The organism is Pseudoalteromonas sp. MM1, assembly GCF_030296835.1.
Classification (GTDB): Bacteria; Pseudomonadota; Gammaproteobacteria; order Enterobacterales; family Alteromonadaceae; genus Pseudoalteromonas.
The window spans coordinates 1,534,525-1,553,358 of the sequence record NZ_AP027922.1; the positions used below are offsets into that span (position 1 = coordinate 1,534,525).

Annotated in this window: 15 protein-coding genes; 14 read left to right on the forward strand and 1 reads right to left on the reverse strand. The window is 38.5% G+C overall.

What is annotated here, in order from left to right; translation table 11 throughout:
- Window positions 1-3 precede the first annotated feature (3 nt).
- The 11 genes from QUE46_RS07020 to QUE46_RS07070 all read left to right on the forward strand — a co-directional run bounded on the left by QUE46_RS07020 (window position 4) and on the right by QUE46_RS07070 (window position 13,251).
- Window positions 4-1,071: a glycosyltransferase family 4 protein gene (locus tag QUE46_RS07020; protein ID WP_286247696.1), complete on the forward strand. Its 1,068-nt coding sequence runs from the start codon at window positions 4-6 to the stop codon at window positions 1,069-1,071.
- Window positions 1,068-2,264, forward strand: a complete 1,197-nt coding sequence (locus tag QUE46_RS07025; RefSeq protein ID WP_286247131.1) for an aspartate-semialdehyde dehydrogenase — start codon at window positions 1,068-1,070, stop codon at window positions 2,262-2,264. Before QUE46_RS07020 ends, QUE46_RS07025 begins: the two co-directional genes overlap by 4 nt.
- A gap of 13 nt (window positions 2,265-2,277) precedes the next feature.
- The gene (locus QUE46_RS07030; protein WP_286247133.1) at window positions 2,278-3,012 is read left to right on the forward strand and encodes a WecB/TagA/CpsF family glycosyltransferase; all 735 of its coding nucleotides are present in this window, start codon (window positions 2,278-2,280) and stop codon (window positions 3,010-3,012) included.
- A 518-nt stretch (window positions 3,013-3,530) separates the two neighbouring features.
- Window positions 3,531-5,744 (forward strand): choice-of-anchor A family protein, encoded by a 2,214-nt coding sequence (locus QUE46_RS07035; RefSeq protein ID WP_286247134.1) that lies wholly within the window; start codon window positions 3,531-3,533, stop codon window positions 5,742-5,744.
- 105 nt (window positions 5,745-5,849) lie between these two features.
- The gene (locus QUE46_RS07040; protein WP_055019403.1) at window positions 5,850-6,248 is read left to right on the forward strand and encodes a hypothetical protein; all 399 of its coding nucleotides are present in this window, start codon (window positions 5,850-5,852) and stop codon (window positions 6,246-6,248) included.
- Window positions 6,249-6,471: 223 nt separating this feature from the next.
- Window positions 6,472-7,875 carry an undecaprenyl-phosphate glucose phosphotransferase gene (locus QUE46_RS07045; RefSeq protein WP_055019402.1) on the forward strand — a complete coding sequence of 468 codons (1,404 nt, stop codon included), beginning with the start codon at window positions 6,472-6,474 and terminating at the stop codon, window positions 7,873-7,875.
- A complete protein-coding gene (locus tag QUE46_RS07050) occupies window positions 7,859-9,073 on the forward strand; it encodes an outer membrane beta-barrel protein (protein WP_286247140.1) in 1,215 nt (404 codons plus the stop codon). Before QUE46_RS07045 ends, QUE46_RS07050 begins: the two co-directional genes overlap by 17 nt.
- Window positions 9,073-9,591 (forward strand): polysaccharide biosynthesis/export family protein, encoded by a 519-nt coding sequence (locus tag QUE46_RS07055; RefSeq protein ID WP_055019400.1) that lies wholly within the window; start codon window positions 9,073-9,075, stop codon window positions 9,589-9,591. Before QUE46_RS07050 ends, QUE46_RS07055 begins: the two co-directional genes overlap by 1 nt.
- Before the next feature lie 22 nt (window positions 9,592-9,613).
- Complete coding sequence (locus QUE46_RS07060; RefSeq protein ID WP_286247142.1) at window positions 9,614-11,821, forward strand: polysaccharide biosynthesis tyrosine autokinase; 2,208 nt, start codon at window positions 9,614-9,616, stop codon at window positions 11,819-11,821.
- Window positions 11,822-11,834: 13 nt separating this feature from the next.
- Window positions 11,835-12,563 carry a tyrosine-protein phosphatase gene (locus tag QUE46_RS07065; RefSeq protein WP_286247144.1) on the forward strand — a complete coding sequence of 243 codons (729 nt, stop codon included), beginning with the start codon at window positions 11,835-11,837 and terminating at the stop codon, window positions 12,561-12,563.
- On the forward strand, window positions 12,556-13,251 hold the full coding sequence (locus QUE46_RS07070) for a VpsP family polysaccharide biosynthesis protein (RefSeq protein WP_286247146.1): 696 nt from the start codon (window positions 12,556-12,558) through the stop codon (window positions 13,249-13,251). Before QUE46_RS07065 ends, QUE46_RS07070 begins: the two co-directional genes overlap by 8 nt.
- 877 nt (window positions 13,252-14,128) lie before the next feature.
- On the opposite strand, the gene rsmF is transcribed toward QUE46_RS07070, so the two are convergent.
- On the reverse strand, window positions 14,129-15,580 hold the full coding sequence (gene rsmF / locus QUE46_RS07075) for a 16S rRNA (cytosine(1407)-C(5))-methyltransferase RsmF (protein WP_286247148.1): 1,452 nt from the start codon (window positions 15,578-15,580) through the stop codon (window positions 14,129-14,131).
- A 263-nt stretch (window positions 15,581-15,843) separates the two neighbouring features.
- Between rsmF and QUE46_RS07080 the strand changes: the two genes are divergently transcribed.
- From QUE46_RS07080 to prpC, 3 genes are all read left to right on the forward strand, one after another.
- Entirely contained in the window at window positions 15,844-16,551 is a 708-nt protein-coding gene (locus QUE46_RS07080) for a GntR family transcriptional regulator (RefSeq protein ID WP_286247151.1), read from the forward strand.
- Window positions 16,552-16,713: 162 nt separating this feature from the next.
- Complete coding sequence (gene prpB, locus QUE46_RS07085; RefSeq protein WP_286247153.1) at window positions 16,714-17,592, forward strand: methylisocitrate lyase; 879 nt, start codon at window positions 16,714-16,716, stop codon at window positions 17,590-17,592.
- Between the two features lie 38 nt (window positions 17,593-17,630).
- Window positions 17,631-18,758: a 2-methylcitrate synthase gene (gene prpC / locus QUE46_RS07090; protein WP_286247154.1), complete on the forward strand. Its 1,128-nt coding sequence runs from the start codon at window positions 17,631-17,633 to the stop codon at window positions 18,756-18,758.
- The last annotated feature ends 76 nt before the right edge of the window (window positions 18,759-18,834 follow it).

The following is an 18,834-nucleotide window of genomic DNA, read 5'->3' on the forward strand; positions in this document are numbered from 1 at the left end:
GGAATGACATTGAAGAGCAATGTACTAGTAATTAGTGTGTCTAATAATGCAAAGGGCGGGGTCGCTAGTGTTGTAACTACATTTATGAAGAATGACTTTTTGAATGATTTATATAATATACATTATTTCCATTCTAATGATCCCAGCGGAAAGTTTAAAAAACATTGGTCTTTTTTATTGGCTATTATTTATTTTCCTTTTTTATTATTACTTAACCGTTTTGATGTTGCTCATATACATGGCTCTTTAAAAGGGAGCTTTACACGTAAAAGTTATTTTTTATTTTGGCTGAGAGTGTTTTCTATTCCGACCATATATCAGTGCCATGCGGCCGAGGTAGAACAATTTTTCAACGGTTTAAGTCATGCAAAGAGAAATATTGTTGTTAAAATATTCAAAAAATATCAGCTTTGTTTATGTTTAGGCACAAGCTGGGTAAAAAAGTTTGAAACATTGACTTATAGAGATTGGGAAGTTTTATTTAACCCCGTACCTGAATTGACACTCAACAAAGAAAAACATAGCACTTGTAACTTTAGCTTTATGGGAGAACTTAGTGATCGGAAAGGCATAAAAGATTTAATACATGCTTTTGCAAAAGCTGAAAACGATAATGCACGTTTACTTGTAGCAGGGAATGGTGATGTTAATAGTTTAGTAACGCTATGCAGTGAACTGGGTATTTCAGAAAAAGTAGAATTTTTAGGTTGGATTAACAAAGAACAAAAACTTGATTTGCTGGCTCGCACTGATGTTGTTGTGCTGCCAAGTTATGCTGAGGGATTACCTATGAGTATTCTTGAAGCTATGTCTGTTGGTATACCTGTTATTACAACTCCCGTAGGTGCAGTAGAAGATGCCATTACACATAATGAACATGGCTTGTTAGTGCAGCCAGGCAATATTGCTCAAATTGCTGATGCTTTAAGTGAGCTTGACCATGACTCAAATAAGCGAACTCAATTAGGAGAGGCTGCAAAAATAAAATTTTTAAAGTGTTTTCAAGATGATGTAGTGGCTGAAGCGTTATCTGATTACTATCAGCAATTAATTGATGGGGTTAAAAAGTGAATAGTCAAATTGGCTTAATAACAAAACAGATGTTTTCTGCTGCAAAACAGGATAAATATGCAGGCCAAGACCCGTTTGATGGCCTTAATAGTAAGCTATTCGACATTTTTCCCTCGTTTAAAAAAGGTTTAGTTGGTTTAGCGTGGATACAACTTCATAAACGTTTAGCAATTAACTTGCGGCCATTATGTGCTGTTCCCAAAAAGCGCAACCCAAAAGGTATTGGCTTATTTATTTTAGGTTTATTAGAAGACTATAAAGCAACCAATGATCAAATTTATTTAGGTGAAGCAATAAAGCTAGCGGATTGGTTACTAACACAGCAAAGTGATAAAACTATTTGGCAGCATAGCTGCTGGGGCTACCACTTTGACTGGAATGCACGCGCCTTTTTTGTACCTAAAGGTAAGCCAAACGTAATTACTACTATTTATGTTGCTCAGGCTTTATATGCATTAAGTGAAATCACCAAAGACAAAAAATACAGCGAACCTGCAATTGATAGTGCGCATTTTATTGTAAAAACATTATATAAAGAATGTGATGGCAGGCAGTTTTTTGGTTACATACCGGGTGAAACGGCCTTTGTACATAATGCTAGCCTTTGGGGCGCTGCTTGGGTTGCAAAAGTTGCTGTACTAACTAACAACCAACATTACAAACAGCTTGCTTTAAATGCTGCAAAGCAGTCGGTAAGCGAACAGGGAACTGATGGCTCATGGGTATATGGTGCGCGCCACCATCATCAATTTATTGATGGTTTTCATACCGGTTATAACCTTGAGGCATTACGCTTACTAAGCGATGAGTTACAAACGGATGAGTTTGAGGATGCAATTGCAAAAGGTCTTACTTATTATAAAACGCATTTGTTTGAGCAAGACGGCACTGCAAAATATTACAATAATAGTCGTTACCCACTCGATATGCACAGTGTATCGCAAGCTGTTTTTACATTATTAAAAGTAGGTAAAGCGCCAGATGACTTTACTATGGCCGAAAAAGTAATAAACCGTGCAATTCAAACCTTATATATGCCAAAAAAGCAGCGTTTTATTTATCAAAAAAATAAGTATTTTACCAATAAGGTTGATTATGTGCGTTGGACACAAGCATGGGTATATTATTCGTTTGCTTATTTTAATCGACAAAAAATGAATAGCACCAAAAATGCAGTTATTGAACAACTTTAAAACGGACTCAACAATGAAACGTATTGAATTTTTAAAAGCACCCATGGACATAGCCACCATGCAAGAAACGGTGTCTTTTATCGAAAATAGAATTGAGCAAAAGCAATTTTTACAGCATGTTGTGGTTAATGTAGCCAAAATAGTTAATATGCAAAAAGACCCCGTTTTAGCTGAGTCGGTTAAAGCCTGTGAGGTAATTAATATTGACGGTATGGGAGTTGTTTTTGGTGCACGCTTTTTAGGGCACGATGTACCAGAGCGCGTAGCTGGGGTTGACTTATTTCATGAGCTGTTAGCTATGAGTGCCAAACGAGATTTTCCCGTGTTTTTGCTCGGTGCTACTGAAGAGGTGGTAAGTAAAACAGTGGAAGTAGCTAAAACACAAAACCCTAACTTAAATATTGCAGGGTTTAACAATGGCTACTTTTGGGATGATGAAGAAGCCGTGGTAACTAAAATACGCGAGTCGGGCGCAAAATTACTATTTGTAGCGATTACTTCGCCTAAAAAAGAAAATTTCATTAATAAATGGCAAGATAAGCTAGGTGTCGACTTTGTAATGGGTGTTGGCGGTACATTCGATGTAGCAGCTGGCAAAGTAAAGCGCGCACCTCAATGGATGCAAAAAGCTGGTTTAGAGTGGCTTTACAGAGTAATACAAGAGCCTAGTAGAATGTGGAGACGTTACTTAGTCACAAATTCAAAGTTTGCATGGTTACTCATAAAGGCTAAATTGAGAAGTTTTTAAAGCCAGTATCAACCTTGGCAGCTTGAATCGTCTGCTATTTTCAATGCAAACTAAAACCAGTACTTTTTATAAATTAATCATTTAGTGCATTTACAAAGGCTCATTTTTTAAATTTTAAGTATGAGTGGGTGGTTTTTTATCTCATAAAAACCACCTTCACAATCATATCGCCCTAATCATTTAAAGACTAATTCAAAGCAATAACTCAATTCTATAATAAAATTAACCACCACTGATTACGCAAATATTAAAAATACAAGTAATTAACATTTACCCACCCATTGTTGCTGTTTTTTTTGGATCTGTTTTGTTTTATGCACTTAATTAAAGTGTAACATATTGATTTAATGGGCTTGCTAGAGCCAGGTGAGTGGCTTTTAATCCTTTAGTTGTATTTTTTGTTTTAATTTTTGTTTTTGTATATATAATGAACTTTCAACTTTGTTGTGTAATAAATTTTGTTAATTAAATAGTTTATATGTCCATCCAGGATGGAATTTTTACTTTAGAGGGATTAAATGAAAAAAATAATTAATTTAAAAAAATTAAGTGGAGTAATTGCACTTACTTTAACAAGTTCTGTTGCTAATGCGACAGATTTAGGTGTTGCTAATAGTTTTTCTGCTTTTGTTTTTGACGAGTTTAAATCGCATGTTGGCCGTGCAGATGGTGCAATTGCTGCTGGAGAAATTAATTTAAAAGGCGTTTACAGTGTTGGCTATAATCGCCCGTCAAACCCTCATGAGTATTACTTAATTAGTGAAACCGGTATTGAATTTAAGCGTGGCCGCCAATTTGTAGGCAGTATGTTAGCTGGCGGTGGAATAGATGCACATTGGAGTGTTCGTTGGGGCATGGAGCGGGGCGCTACCATTAGTAGTCATCAAGACGAATCGGCCTTTCCGTTTAACTTTGATGAACAAGAAGAACATTACAAACATTTAAGCGCTGAGTTAAATAACTTAAACGAAACAGGCGCTGTAAAGTGGAAGTGGGGCGGGCTTTACCTAAAAGGTGACAAAACCTCTGAAACACAAGTATTTAATATAGATGCTGCGCACTTTGCTGCTGCCCATACCTTTAAAGTTAAAGGTATTCCTAAAGGCGCAACTGTTATTTTTAATATTTCTGGCGATCAAAAAGTTAATGTAAGAAGTAAAAACTTTGCCAGGTTAAGAAAGCATGCTTCTCAAACGGTTTTTAATTTTGTAGATGCACACAACCTAAATATTGAAGGAAGCCGATGGGAGGGAGTGATTTTAGCCCCTTATGCTGATATTAAAGGACTGTTTGGTATTGCAAAAATGCCTGTAATTGGTCAAAGCTTTAAAGGTTCGATGGCATTATTAGGTGGTGAATTTAAGGGTAACCTTCCATCAATCGTTGAACCTATAGCACCGTTTGAAATTACGCAAAAATGGAGTTGGAATTCGAGTGACTTTATGCCGGAGTACAATCAAGTAATGAGTACGCCAGTAGTTGCCCAGCTTAGTGATGACAATAACGATGGTATTATTAATAATAGTGATGTAGCAGATGTAGTAGTAGTTACTTTTAAAGGAAGCGATTATTCGAAGGGGGTTGTTAGAGCTCTGAGTGGTATAGATGGTTCTGAACTTTGGGACTACGCCCAAGGAGCCATTATAGCAGATGCAGCATTCTCCGTGGGTGCTGCTGATTTTGATAACGATGGTGATGTTGAAATTGTAGCGACAAATCGATTTGATAGTTTTATATCTGTGGTTGATAACAATGGAGTAACAAAAAAGCAAATAGCTAAAGTCAATTCTGGTTGGAGAACCACAAGTGACATTACCATAGCAGACATTAATAATGACGGTTCTTTAGAGTTTATTCTTGGTGATGCTCTTTATAATTATGATATTGGCTCATTATTTAACTTTAATAGGGCACCTACCTCTACTATTTTTGATTCAAATGGCGATGGGGCCCAAGAGATTTTCACCTCAGGTAAATTGTTAGATGAAAATGGTGCAGAACTTTGGTCCTATAGCGGTGAAAACGACATATGGTTCTCATCTATTGCTGATATTGATAATGATGAAAAACCAGAAGTTATTCTATCAATTCCTTCAGGGGTTACTTCGCAAGATAAAAGCCGTATTGTAGCACTTGAAGCTAACGGTAACGTAAAGTGGGAAGTTAATACACAAGCCAACCCTGGCGGAGGAGCACATGCCATATCAAACTTTTTGGGCTCAACTAAATTGGGTATTGTAAGTGCTGGTTACAATGATGTTACTATGTACAATAACAATGGTGAACTAGTTTGGTCTATACCTAATGATGATGAGTGGAGCGGTAAAATAGGCGTAAGTGCTTATGACTTTAATGGCGATGGTATTGATGAAGTTATAGTTCAAGAACACCTTACTGTTAGAGTACTAAATGGTGTAAATGGTGAGGTTTTATCTTCTGTTGACAATTCGACTGCATCGCTTTGGGAATACCCAATTGTGGTTGACCTAGAAGGCGATGATAACGCAGAGCTTGTTGTTGTTTCTAACAACTATGATTCTCGCTGGTCAATTAACAATGGGGTGACCGTATATGGTGCTGCTGATGAAAGCAAACCTTGGAAAAATGCAACACGTATTTGGAACCAGCACTCTTACCATCAAACAAATATTTCTCAAGATGGTAAAGTACCTGAGGTAGAAAAACCTAGTTGGTTAAACAATAATACTTATCGCTCAAGTACAATTAAATAATTATTTATTTTTTATTTATAAAGCCAATTAAGTTTTTAATTGGCTTTTTTTGTTGCGAAAATAATCTAAGAGTTCTTACATTCTTCGAATAAATAAGGTTAACTTTTGTCTAAATTAAAATCAGATCCAGCTGTGCGCAGTCTACTTAACCGAATGCCACACGATGTGCAGGATAGTTTTACCGAAGAGCAACTGGCCCATTTAAAAGTGGCGATAGGTGCAAGACAATGGGGTAAGCATACAGTTGATTGCCGTGGCGTAATTAAATTTTTTAAATATAGGTATTACTTTGTTGTACTAGCGGGGCGAAACAGGCGAGAGCTGAGCGAGAAAGAAAAAAAGATAGCTGCTGTATCTCATGCAATAACTGTATCACTATTTAGTTTTATTGTTATTAGCATATTACTATTGGTGGTTTATTTAGTTAAATCGGCTTTAGGGATTGATATATTTAGCGGCTACTCATTTGGCGTGTGGTCGTGGTTTAAGGAACTGTTTAAATAAAAACTAGGTTACAATGTTGTTTATAAATGTTTACCCAAGTATTTATAAGTTTATATTTGTTTTGTTTTATGTAACATCCTCGCTACTTAAAAATATTTTGCATAATATTGTTATACATTAAAACACCCTTAATATTGAATACGTAAGTATGATGCTGTAACATTTGCCGCACAGTTTTGTGGAGCTTAGTTCACTTATTAAGATATCTATAGGGATACATAGTATGACATCTTCAAGGACGTTTAAGCCTAATGGTTCGTCTGATGCAAATTTTTATCGTTTGTTCGATATTTTTGCATTGTTTTTGGCCTTTCAATGTTCTGCTGTTTTTTATAGCTTTGAACTCTCACCTACTTACATGGTTGCTGCATTAACCGTTGCGTTAAGCTTTTTGTATTGCGCTGAAATATTTTCGGCTTATCGTTCTTGGCGAGCTGGTAAATTTAGAACCATGGTTTTATGTGCTTGGGGCTCTTTGTTTGTAGCCTTTGCAGTTTTATTTTGTGTGTCGTTTGTATTTAAGTTTACAGAAGAGCTCTCGCGCATTGGTTTGGGGTTATGGTTTTTATTGAGTTTTGCATTTATGTATGGCTGGCGATTAGGCGCGCATATGTTTAAGCGTAATAAGCGCAAGCTTGGTATGAACTTACGTAATGTTGCCATTGTAGGTGCAACCGAGTCGGCCGTACATTTGTATAACGAAATTACTAAAAATGATGAACTAGGCTTTAAGTTTTTAGGCTTTTATGACGACCGACAACCAGAACGCTTGTTTGAAAATGCTACAAAGCATGATGTAGCAGGTAAAATTCAAGATGCAGTTGATGCTGCACGCAATGGCCAAATAAGTGTTTTATACATTGCCCTACCTATGAAAGCAGATAAACGCATAGCAGATATACTACTGCAGTTAGGTGACACCACTGTTGATGTACATATTATTCCTGACTTTTTAGTATCTAATTTAATACATGCGCGAATAGAGCATGTTGGCGAGCTTGATACATTAAGCGTGTTTGAATCGCCATTTATAGGCGCGCGTGAGTTTATAAAGCGAACTGAGGACATAATTGTTGCTAGTATCATTTTACTGTTGATCTCGCCTATTTTAATTGCCATTGCATTTGCTGTTAAATTTACATCTAAAGGGCCTGTTATTTTTAAACAAGATAGGTACGGCCTTGATGGGCGTAAAATTAAGGTATGGAAGTTTCGCTCAATGACGGTTACTGAAAATAGTAATGTAGTAACACAAGCTAAAAAGAATGATGCGCGTATTACTCCGCTTGGTGGCTTTTTACGCCGCACTAGCCTTGATGAATTACCGCAATTTATAAATGTGTTAAAAGGCGATATGTCGATTGTTGGGCCAAGGCCGCACGCTGTTGCCCATAACGAGGAATACCGTAAAAAGGTAGAATTTTATATGCTACGCCACAAAGCTAAACCCGGTATTACTGGTTGGGCGCAAATTAATGGCTGGCGCGGCGAAACCGACACCTTAGACAAAATGGAAAAACGTGTTGAATTTGACTTACATTATATTAAGCACTGGTCGCTGTGGTTTGATATAAAAATTATTTTTATGACAATTTTTAAGGGATTTAAAAATGCAAATGCATACTAAAAAACTTGTACCACTTAGCGCTTTATTGAGCGCTATGATAGCTGCACCTGCTGCTGCTAATTTGCAACCGGGTAGCGTTATGACTAAAGATGGGGCCGAAATTACCCCTACGTTACAAACTGGTATTAGTAGTAACAGTAACTTTTTTAGCACCCCGAACGATGAAGAGTCGCGCTTAATTTGGACCATAACCCCGAATGTTAAAGCGGTTATTGAAGATGGCCCAGATAGCTATAGCCTAGACTTAGGCACTAGCAGCTCGTTACATAATGAAGATACTGCCGACAACTTTACCCAAGTAAATATAGGTGCAGGTGTACATAAAGAATTTACTAGCCAGCATAGGTTAGATATTAACGGCGATGCCGATTGGTTATATGAACCTCGTGGCAGTGGTTTAACCGAAGGCTTAGGCGATGCAGTTAACGAGCTTGTAAAGTACCAACAACACAATGTGTTAGCACGTTATGAGTACGGTGCGCAAAGCTCAAAAGCGCAAGTGGCGTTAAGTGCTGGTTTTTTTAGTAAAAAATACCAAAATTTTAGAGAAGTATCGCAGTACCGTGACTACGATAAATCGTTATTAGGCGTTACCGGTTATTATAATACCCAAGCCGCAACACGCACCTTTTTAGAAATTAAACAAGAAAACTACCGATACGATGTGTTAGCCAGTAGTGGTATATCGCGTGACAGCGACGATATAAAAGTACTTGCAGGTATGGAGTGGGAGGCTACAGCGGTTACTTCTGGCTCGTTTAAAGTGGGTTATCAGAATAAAGACTTTGACTCGAGTGAGCGTGAAAACTTTAGTGGTTTAAGTTGGGAGGCGGCCATTAACTGGCAACCACTTACATACTCTACTGTACGGTTTATGACTAGTCGCGCTGCAAAAGACCCACTAGTACAAGGCGATTACATTAAAGAGAGCGTTTATGGTGTTAATTGGACCCATAGTTGGAGCGATTACTTAAGCTCACTTGCAAGCGTTAATTATATTGACGAGCAGTATACTGGCGACGTTGGCCGTAAAGATAAAACTAAAAACCTCCGTTTAGGTTTAAATTATGTAGCGAGCAATTTTGGCATGGTTTCTACCTATGTAGATTTTATGGATAAAAATTCTACAGTAAATGCTATTGAGTTTGACCGTGTAATTGTAGGTGTTAACTTTACTTTTGCGTTAAAGGCTAATTAATGAAGTATTGTTTTAGTTTAATGCTGCTTGTATTTAGCAGCATTTGTTTTGCTCAATCTGCGCAAAATTATGTATTAGGTGCAGGTGATAAGGTTGAAATTAAAGTATTTGGTCAACCAGATTTAGAGGTTACTGCACTATTAGGTAACAGTGGTGAGGTTAACTACCCATTTTTAGGAAAAGTTAAACTTGCAGGTTTAAATACCTCAGAGGTTGAGCAGGTAATAACACAAGGTTTAAAACCAGACTATTTAGTAAACCCTAATGTTTATGTGCAAGTTATAGAATATCGGCCTTTTTATATCCACGGTGAAGTAAAAGATCCTGGTGCTTATCCTTATCAGCCCGCAATGACCGTTAACCAAGCAATAGCTCTTGCGGGCGGGTTAACCGAGCGTGCATCTACCGATAAAATTTATATTTTTAAAGAACAAACTAAACAGCAGCAACAAAAAGGTAGTTTAAATAGCCAAATTGCAGCGGGCGATACTATAAAAATTGAACAACGCTTGTTTTAAGCAGTTTACAAGGCAGTAATTAATGAACCAAACATCCGAAAACTTAAACAGTAATGAAGAAATTATTGATTTAAGTGCATATATTAATGTTATTAAGCGCGCCAAGTGGCGAATTTTAGGTTTTGCGACTGTAGTTACATTATTAACTATTATGGTGGCCCTTACCTTAGTGCCTAAGTATGTTGCAACGGCTACATTACTTATTGAGGCAGAACAAACCAAAGCAGTTAGCTTTGAAGAAATATACGGGTTAGATTCTACTAAAAAAGAATATTACCTAACTCAGTTTGAGGTTATTAAGTCTGACAGTATTGCTCGCGAAGTGATTACAAAACTTGATTTAAAAAACCATAAAGATTTTACTGCTAAACCCTCGGCTATTAGTGAAGTTAAAGAGGCTATAAAATCTTACTTGCCTTTTTTAAACAAAAAAGAAGCCACTGTGTATTCTGCGGAAGAAGAAGCTGAGCGTGAAATGTTAGGTTTACTAGCTGCGTTTAAGTCTCGCCTTTCTGTTTCGCCTATCCGCAAAACTCAATTAGTACGTGTAAGTTTTGAGTCGAGCGACCCGAAGTTAGCGGCACTTGTTGCAAATACAGTGGGTGAAGTCTATATAGAAAGCCAAATGCGTGCAAAAATGGGCATTACGCAACAAGCATCTAGCTGGCTAAACACGCGTTTGTCTCAACTTCGTGTTCAGTTAGATGACTCTGAGGTACGTTTGCAGGCTTACCGAGAGCAGCAAAAACTAGTTGATATTGAAGGGATAGCGGGCCTTGCAACGCAAGAGCTTGAGCAGATATCGGAACAATTAGTAAAAGCGCGAAACGAAAAAAACAACCTAGAAAGCATTAACCGTGTAATTAGTGAATATGGCAACAATAACTTAGAATTGTTAGGCAGCATGCCTGAAATCACTTCTCATAGAGTAATACAAGATGTAAAGCGAGAGGTTATATTAGTCGAACGTAAGCTAAGTGACTTAAGCGAAGTATATGGCCCTAAACACCCTAAAATAATTTCTGCTAAGGCTGAACTTGCCACTGTAAAAAACAACCTAAATAAACAAATTAAAGGCCTTATTACCGGCATTGAAAAAGAGCTAAACCGAGTAACGCGAACTGTTAGTGCGCTTGAACGCGACTTAGTTAAAATACGCGCTGAATACCAAGACATTACCCGCAAAGAAACCAAATATAACCAACTAAAACGTGAAGTTGAAACTAACCGTAATATATTTAATACGTTTTTATCTCGCTCTAAAGAAACCGAGGTAACAAGTGACTTTAGCTCAGCTGCTGCACGATTTACCGACCGTGCCTATGCACCAAAAGACCCTGCTAAACCAAATAAAAAACTTATTGTTATTTTGGCATTTGTTGCAAGTTTTGGTTTTGCTGTTGTAATGAGCTTTGTATTTGATGCCTTAAACGATACCGTTAAAACTAAAAACGATGTTGAGAGTAAACTCGCTCAGCGTATGTTAGGTTTATTACCTAATGTACCTATGCCTAAAAAGAGCGTATTCCCCATACATGCTTACCTTGATGATAACTACAGGCGTTTTGCAGAGTCTGTGCGTACATTTCGTACTAGTTTATTGTTAACTCAGTTAGAGCGCGACCATAAGGTTATTGCTGTTACATCGAGCTCGCCGGGTGAGGGTAAAACAACTACCTCAGCTAATTTAGCAATGTCGCTTGCGCAAATGGGTAAAGTATTACTTATTGATGCAGATTTGCGTAAACCAAGTATAGCAAAGCGCTTTGATATACCGGTATTTCACCCTGGGCTGAGTAATTTAATTATAGGCACCGAGCAGTTTAGTGAATGTGTGCATGTTGATGGGCAATCGGGTGTGGCTATTATGCCTAGTGGGCAAATTCCTGGTAACCCGTTGGAGCTTTTATCTAGCTCGCGCTTTAACGAAGTGCTCGATGTGCTAAAATCTAAGTACGATCATATTATTATTGATACACCGCCTACTCAGGCAGTGAGTGATGCACTTGTTATTTCACAAAGTGCTGATTCGGTAATTTATGTGGTTAAATCGGACGTTACTCGTATTAAACCAATAAAAGCAGGTATAGAGCGTTTATTTGAGTCTAAAGCGCATGTTGCGGGTATTGTGTTGAATAAAGTTGATATGAGTAAAAGTAAAGATGAGCATAGCCATGGCTATTACGATTATTACGACTACTCGCAAAAGCCTGAGCAACCAACCTCTTAATTGCTAAAAATTTATGTTTGATATTCATTCGCATATTTTGCCAGGCATTGACGATGGCGCTAAAGATTTAAACGAATCTTTAGCGCTATTAAAAATAGCGCAAGATGATGGAATAACACACATGGTGGCAACCCCGCATATTCATATAGGCCGATTTAATAACTCAGCAAAAGCACTTAATAATGACATTGATGTTTTAAAGCAAGAGGCTTTTAATGCAGGTATTGATTTAAAGCTTGCGGTAGCTGCAGAGGTTAGGCTCGACATTGAATTAATGGCGATGGTTATGGCGGGGCAGTTACCTTTTATTGGTGCGTTAGATTCGGTTAATTATTTGTTGTTAGAGTTACCGCATTCCCACGTACCGCAAGGCTACGATAAGTTTATAAATTGGCTATCTAAGCAAAATATAAAAGCGATAATTCCTCACCCCGAACGCAACAGAGATATTCAAGCAAACCCATTTTATATTGAGCGTTTAAAGCAGTTAGGTTGTGATTTTCAGTTAACAGCCTCAAGCATAGAAGGGGCGTGGGGCGATACTGCTAAAGCAATTAGTATTGATATGCTACAAAAAGGCTTGGTTAGTTATGTTGCAAGCGATGCCCACTCAGTCAAACGCAGGCCTCCATTATTAAGTAATGCAAAAAGGCTCGTTACCGATTTAATAGGTGAGTTAGAAGCACAACACTTGTTTGTTAACAATCCACAGCGTTTAACAGAGTCTTTGTTTGATGAGTAATTTAAAAAAGCTAACTCAAATTACATTGCTTGCAATTATTACTTTGTTTATTAGTTTTGAAAGCATACAAAGTATGCGCGCTAATGCATGGTATTTTAATGCATTAAATACGCTAAAACAGCCAAGTGATTTACTAACACCTCAAGAACTTAATCTTGCAAACGAGGCAATAACACTCGCCACACAACTTGAGCCTCTCCAAGCGCATTATTGGCAGCTAAGTGCGTATATAAAAATGCTTAGTTTAACAAAAAATAATCTAAACGTTAAAAGCGCTCCTAAAGTATATAAGCAAGTAGAGTCTTCTCTTTTAAATTCGTTAAAGCACAGAACGTCGTGGGCCGAAACATGGATAGACTTAGCTAAAGTAACAAGTTATCAAGAGGGGGCAAGTGATCGTGTGTTTGGTTATATTCAGCAGGCTAAAAAAGCAGGCCCTTATAAAATAGATGTTCACTTAGGTATTATTGAAATAGCGCTTGTTAACTGGCAGCAACTCCCTCCAAAATATAAAGCTTTGTATGTTAGCGAGCTTAGCCTTGCAGCCAAGCATGGTTATAAATTTTCACGTGCGTTTGAGATAGCTAAGCAAACAGATACACTCCCTACTTTATGTTTGTCTCTTCAGTTTGGTGCACAATTTGAATCTGCCAGAAATAACTGGATGTTTAAAAAACATTGTAAATAGGTCCTTGTTTAGGAAACGATTTCAGCTATTAGCTATTTAATCTCACTACCGAGAAAAAGTAAAATTACGTGCATTTACTTGTAGACGTTGCTTCTCACGTTAAAAGCATAGCTTCTTTTAAAAAAAATCATTCGCGCAAAAAGAAGCAAATGAGGAGTAAATATGAAGACATTAGCCAAGCTGCTTAATAACATTGTTCGTCAACCTTCTAAAGCGAAGCGTCTCTTAACCTCTTTGTGAAAATTACTAAAAACAAATTGCACAAAGAGAAGGAAATGAGGAGTAAATGAGAAGACATTAGCCAAGCTGCTTAATAGCTTTGTTCGTCAACCCTCTAAACCGAAGCGTCTCTTAACCTCTTTGTGAATAATTTTACTGTAGGCGCCTTGCTTGCTGGCGCTTTAATTTTTGAAAGCAGTTTGCTTTAAACAATTTTTGCGTGAGCAAGCTTCACGCCTACGAGGAATATGTTTAAGCTGATTATGTAGACGTTGAGCTTGCTCACGTTAGAAGCGCAGCTTCTTGTTAAAAGTGTATTTGCATTGAGAGAAGTAAATGAGAATATATAAAAATTGATATATTTGAATTTTTGGCCAATCCTCTAAAGCGCAGCGTCTCTAAGCTTCTTTTGAAAAATCACAAAATCTAACCACATAAAAAACCCAGAGCCATTGTTATTAGCTCTGGGCTACAAATGGCTCTTAGTTGAGCCTTGCGCTAACTAAATACACTTTCGTAATTCTTAGGGAGAAGAAGAAAGTACTTTCAAGTGTAGTCAACTAATTTGCAAAACTCTAAATTTTGTTCATTAATTAATCGCAAATAATAACAAAGGCTTAATAAAATTATGCACAGGTTAACCTTTGTGTTGAGTGGTTTATGCCCAGTTTATTAACTGGGTATTTTGCACAAGATCGCGTGGTAGAGAATTTTTGATCTTATTTTTTTGCCATTTACCCAGTCCAATAGGGCAGCCACATAAGGTTAATACTACTTCGCCGCTGGCTTTTGTAATGCCTTCTAGGCGTATGTCTTTACCATTAAAGTAGTCGTTTGCTTGCTCGTTTGTTAAAGCATACGTATTGCTTTTGCATTCATTACCAAACACGGTTGCAAACTCGTGGGTAAGCCTTACGCCATTTTTATGAATAATACCTAGTTGAATACCTAAACGTGCGTATTTAATTTTATTTTGCACGGCTTCAAATCCGTCAGGAAATAACCACAGTTCTTTATCGCGCTGCATTAATTTACCTGGCAGCGTCTTTAAACCAAACTGCTTTTTAAGCTCGCTCATAAATAACGTGGTTTGTTTTTTATCAAACTCGTTAAATGGAAACGCGCCTTTTTTTAGCGTTTGATTTGGGTTATTGCAGCTCGCTAGTTTTTTAAATTTAGCAATAAAAAAACCTTCACTGTCGTACGTTTGCGGCCATACATGTAAGTAACCCTCAGTGGTTGTTGCTTTTTCTGCGCCTTCAAATAAATCGCTTAGTGGTTGCGGCTCAATGTAGTCGCCAAATTCACTCAGTAGGTAGTCGCACACGTTTTGATTTTCGAGCGGGGTGAGCGTACAGGTTGAATACACCAGTGTACCGCCTGGTTTTAATGCGTAAAATGCACTTTTAATTAAGTCTTTTTGTACTTGGGCAATCTCAATATTTGATTCTATTGACCAGTTTTTGAGTGCGTCGGCATCTTTTCGTACTGTCCCTTCGCCAGAGCAAGGCGCGTCGAGTAATATGCTATCAAAGCATTCAAACATGTAGTTACCAAATATGATGCCATCAAAGTGCGAAAGCGCACAGTTACCCACGCCCATACGTTTTAGTGTAGCGCTCAGTACTTTTAATCGTGATGACGAAAGCTCGTTGGCAATCAACACGCCTTGGTTATTCATTAGTGCGGCAAGTTGCGAGGTTTTAGAGCCAGGGGCTGATGCCATATCAAGCACATAGGTATTATTTTCATCTGAGTTTTTAATACTGTGTTTTAGTGCCATAGGCGGTAGCATTGAGCTTGCTTCTTGCACATACATTGCACCGCTTAGGTGTAGGTCGGTATTGCCCAGCGCTAAGTTTTGCTCTTCTTCGCTTGGGCGCTCTAGCCAAAAACCCTCGCTACACCAAGGTATAGGGGTAAGCTGCCAGTTTTTTTGTTCTGCGCGCTTTAAAAACTCTTCAACCGAAATTTTTAACGTATTAACACGAATAGACTTTCTGAGCGGGCGACGACACGCGTTTATAAAATCGTCTAAATTGAGGTGCGCTGGTAAATAGGTTTTTACGTCGTCAATAAAGTGCTCAGGAATATAAGTGTTGGCGTTCACGCGTTGGCTCGTATTAAAAAAATAAAGCGTGATATTAGCACTTTTAAGGCACTATTTCAGCGCTAAATAGCGGTTTTATAATTTACTAGCGTGTCGACATATTGTGTTTTTAGTTTAATTTTAAAGCAACTTTATACGACTTTAGATTAACTGTGTCGACAATGGATGTGTTTTTTGCTCATTTAGGTAGGGTTAAGGGTTGACATGTTTTTTTATTAAGCACATAGTTAGCACATTAATTGTCGACAATTTACTTATAAGCCATGACACAACCTTTTTTAATCGATACACCTATTACTACAGCTTCTGATCAAGTGTTTGTAGATATGCGCCGTGAAATAGTAGAGGGCAGTATAGAGCAAGGTAGTAAAATATCTGAGCCTGAGCTTGCAAAGCGTTACGGTGTAAGCCGTGCCACCCTCAGAGAAGCATTAAATCGTTTAGAAAGCTGTTATTTAGTTGAGCGTAAAGCCAATGTAGGTTGCCGTGTAGTGGCACTCACTGCAGAGCGCTTAATTGAAGTATACCAAGTGCGAAGCTCTCTTGAAGGGTTGGCATGTAGGCTAGCTGCCGACAATATGGCCGCCGACGAGGTTAAAAGCCTAAAGCAATTACTCAATCAGCATTTACAAACGCAGCGCGTTAAAGAAGGCGAGTCGTACTATCAAGAAGCAGGCGATTTAGACTTTCATTATCGCATTATTAAAGGCAGTAAAAACGCGCACCTTATACATTTGTTGTGTAATGGGCTTTATCAGTTAATTCGTATGTACCGTGTGCAAATGGGTATGGTGGGGCCGCGCGTATCTAAAGCGTTTGACGAGCATTTAGCCATTATTAACGCAATAGAAAACCACGATGGTGAACTTGCAGAAATGCTGATGAAACGACATATAAGTGCATCGCAAGCCAATATTCAAACCAAATTTGATTTGCTGAATAAGCAAACAAAACACTTTGCTAAAAGCTAAAAGCTAAAAGCTAAAAGCTAAAAGCTAAAAGCTAAAAGCTAAAAGCTAAAAGCTAAAAGCTAAAAGCTAACAGCTAACAGCTAAAAGTTAAAAACAGTCACAATTTAAGATTAAAAATATAAGTTACTCCAAGTAGCAACCGTTCAAAGTGAGGAGAAAGTAATGTCAGCAGGATTAAAATTTAAACAGGCTATTGCTAATAACCGTCCATTGCAGGTGGTAGGTACTATAAATGCCTACACAGCCATGATGGCGGAAAAAATGGGCCACCAAGCTATTTATCTCTCTGGTGCCGGTGTTGCGAACGCGTCTTACGGTATGCCCGATTTAGGTATGACTAGCCTTGATAACGTGCTTGAAGATATTCGCCGTATTACTGGTGCAAGCGATTTGCCACTACTAGTAGATGCCGATACAGGCTGGGGCGGTGCGTTTAATATTGCCCGTACCGTTAAAGAAATGACCAAAGCAGGCGCAGCGGGTTTTCATATTGAAGATCAAGTAGCGCAAAAGCGTTGCGGCCATCGCCCTAATAAAGAAATTGTAAGCCAAGGTGAAATGGTTGACCGTATTAAAGCGGCGGTTGATGCGAAAACCGATAGCGACTTTTACATTATGGCCCGCACCGATGCGTTTCAAAAAGAAGGCTTAAATGCCGCAATTGATCGCGCAGCTGCCTGTGTTGAGGCTGGTGCAGACGCAATTTTTGCTGAAGCCGTGCACGACCTTGCCGATTATCAAGCGTTTTCTGACGCGTTAAACGTGCCTATTTTGGCTAACATTACTGAGTTTGGCCAAACACCTATTTACACCAAAGAACAGTTAAGTGAGGTCGGTGTTGAAATGGTGCTTTACCCACTTAGTGCGTTTAGAGCTATGAATAAAGCAGCGCTTAATGTGTACTCTGCGATTTTAAATGAAGGCTCTCAGCAAAGCGAAATTGAGAACATGCAAACACGCGCCGAGCTTTACGACTTTTTAGATTACCACACATACGAAAATACACTCGATAACCTTTTTTCATCAAAATCTGACAAATAATAATTAAAACACACACAAATTTAAGATAGGAGAAGATCATGGTAGATAAAGCATTAGGCGGTGCAGGCTTACGCGGCCAAGTAGCAGGGCAAACAGCATTATGTACAGTAGGGCAAACAGGCTCTGGTTTAACGTATTGTGGTTACGATATTAGCGAACTTGCCGAAAAAGCACAGTTTGAAGAAGTGTCATTTTTACTTTCGCGCGGCGAGTTACCAACAGCCAGTGAACTAGCTGAATATAAAGCTAAACTAAAAAGCTTACGTGGTCTGCCAGATGCGCTAAAAACCGTGCTTGAAAATATTCCTAAAGACGCGCACCCAATGGATGTTATGCGTACCGGTTGCTCTATGTTAGGTAACCTAGAAATGGAACTTGATTTTAGCCAAGCAAACGATGCCATAGACCGCATGGTTGCGCTCTTCCCAAGTATTATTTGTTACTGGTACCGCTTTACACACGATGGCGTTCGTATTGAAACGCAAACCGATGACGACTCAGTAGGCGCACACTTTTTAAATTTATTACACGACAAAGCACCGAGTGAGCTTTTTGCACAAGTAATGAATGTGTCGCTAATTTTGTACGCAGAGCATGAATTTAATGCCTCTACTTTTACGGGGCGCGTGTGTGCATCAACGCTTTCTGATATTCATTCTTGTGTAACCGGCGCTATTGGCACGCTACGCGGGCCACTACATGGTGGTGCAAACGAAGCCGCTATGGATATGATTCAAAACTTTACAAGTGCGGATCACGCAGAGCAAGAAATTATGGGTATGCTTGAGCGTAAAGATAAAATTATGGGCTTTGGCCACGCTATTTACCGTGAGTCAGACCCACGTAACGTTATTATTAAAAAGTTCTCTGAAAAGCTAGCGGCTGAGGTGGGTGATGATGTGCTTTACCCAGTGTCGGTTAGGTGTGAAGAGGTTATGTGGCGCGAGAAAAAACTATTTTGTAATGCCGATTTTTTCCATGCATCGGCATATCACTTTATGGATATTCCGACCAAATTGTTTACGCCAATATTTGTGATGAGCCGTGTTACAGGCTGGACTGCACATGTTAAAGAGCAGCGTGCTAATAACCGTATTATTCGCCCAAGTGCAGATTATACAGGGCCAGAGGCGCGCAGCTATACGCCAATTGAATCAAGAGGCTGATTAGTTACACATAATACCAATCCGTAATAATACTTAATTAAGCGCATTGGTATAGGGTGAGCAACACGCTCACCTT